We start from the raw sequence: 2,032 nt of genomic DNA on the forward strand, positions 1-2,032 counted from the left end.
TGAGGTTGTGGCCGACCTGAAAGACAAGCTGGGCAGCCGCTGGACGCGCCAGTATGAAGACGCGGCACGCATGTTTGCCGAGCTGACCAGCAGTGACGACTTCGTCGAGTTCCTGACCTTGCCAGGCTACGACTACCTCGACTAAGCCCCTGCATATCTGGCGGCAAGCCAGAACACGCAACGGCCACAGCAAGTCTGTGGCCGTTGTTCTTTACCTATACCAAACGCACAAGCGCACTCCCGGATTCATTACTCCCACCCTTGCCGCAGCGCAGCAATAAATTAACCATCATATTTCAAGCTCACTCAAAAAATACAATTTTCATCGCGCAAACCGCAACGCATAAGCAATTTTATTAAAATAAAACCGCATTTGTAAGCATAAAAACCTAATAAGCAAAAAACAGCACCCGTCGTTTTGCCATAAGATTGCAGACAAAATCCAATCTTTATCTGTTTACGACGAGATCAACACCATGCGCCTATCCCTCCGTCCCCTGCTCGTTTCGCTGCTCGCTATCGGAGCATTCGGCTCAGCCTTTGCAGCCGATATGAAATCGGTTGCCATCACTGCCATTGTTGACCATCCGGCGCTGGATGCTGCCCGCAAAGGCGTGGAGGACGAACTGAAGGCAGCCGGCTACCAGAACGGCAGCAATCTCAAGCTGCAATACCAGAGCGCACAAGGCAATACCGCAACAGCAGGCCAAATCGCGCGCAAATTCGTCGGCGACAAGCCCGACGCCATCGTCGCGATCGCCACACCGAGCGCACAGGCCGTCGCCGCCGCAACGCGCAATGTCCCCGTGGTCTTTATTGCCGTTACCGACCCGGTCGCCGCCAAACTGGTGCCTTCATGGAAGGCTTCGGGCAGCAATATCACCGGCGTATCCGACCGGTTGCCGATAGCGGCTCAGGTTGACCTGATCCAGAAAATCCATCCGGCCGCCAAAAAAATCGGCATGGTCTACAGCCCGGGCGAAGTCAACTCGGTCATTGTGGCGCGCGAACTGAAAACCGAACTGGGCAAACGCGGCATGACGCTGGTGGAGTCGGCCGCCGCGCGCAGCGTGGATGTCGCCCCCGCAGCCAAGAATCTGGCAGGCAAGGTCGATGCCATCTACACCAGCACCGACAATAATGTGGTGTCGACTTACGAGTCGCTGGTGGCCGTCGCCAACCAGAGCAAGATGCCGCTGATTGCTTCTGACCCTGATTCGGTCAAGCGCGGAGCCATCGCCGCACTTGGGCAGAATTATTACGATATCGGCCGTCAGGCCGGCCGCATCGTGGTGCGCATCCTCAAGGGTGAGAAAGCCGGCAGCATCGCGCCACAAATGGGCAACAAGCTGTCACTGACGCTCAACCCGGCTGCAGCACAAAAGCAGAACATCAACCTGAGCCCGGCCCTGCTTAAGAGCGCCGCCGAAATCGTCAAATAAGTGCTGGCCGTAGCCGCCTGTTCCCTGCTGCTACGGCTAAAACCGTTTCTGCCCACGCACGACAAGCCATGCCGCAGAAGTATGGCAAACACAAAGAAAGCCACCAACCATGTCCGTCATTGCCCTGATGGGAGCACTGGAAATCGGCCTGATCTTCGCCCTGGTTGCATTGGGCGTGCTGATTTCCTTTCGCATTCTGAATTTTCCCGACCTGACTGCCGATGGCAGCTTCCCGCTGGGCGGCGCACTCTATGTACAGACCCAGGGTGGTGCCGATATCTCGATGGGCATCGGCACCATCGTGGTCGGGCTGGCGGCGGTCATTATCGGCGAAACGCTGATTCCGTCACGCAAGCTGTGGGTCATCACGCTGGCGACAGTACTGGGTGCCCTGCTCTATCGCATACTGATCGCGCTGGCACTCAACGCCGATTTTATCGGCCTGGCCGCGCAGGATCTGAACCTGATCACCGCACTTCTGGTTGGCTTTGCCTTGGTGCTGCCGCTGATCAAGACCAAGTTCAAAACACTGACCGGAGGACTGGCCAAATGATGCGCGCCGACAATCTGCAAAAAACCTTCAACCCGGG

2 protein-coding genes are annotated in these 2,032 nt (G+C 56.8%); both read left to right on the forward strand.

Annotation, left to right across the window (positions count from 1 at the left end):
* Window positions 1-476: 476 nt before the first annotated feature.
* On the forward strand, window positions 477-1,442 hold the full coding sequence (locus EGI20_RS17750) for an ABC transporter substrate-binding protein (RefSeq protein WP_498632936.1): 966 nt from the start codon (window positions 477-479) through the stop codon (window positions 1,440-1,442).
* A 109-nt stretch (window positions 1,443-1,551) separates the two neighbouring features.
* Window positions 1,552-1,995 (forward strand): ABC transporter permease family protein, encoded by a 444-nt coding sequence (locus EGI20_RS17755; RefSeq protein ID WP_498633044.1) that lies wholly within the window; start codon window positions 1,552-1,554, stop codon window positions 1,993-1,995.
* Window positions 1,996-2,032: the final 37 nt, after the last annotated feature.

The sequence above is a fragment of the Aquitalea sp. S1-19 genome (genome assembly GCF_024343515.1).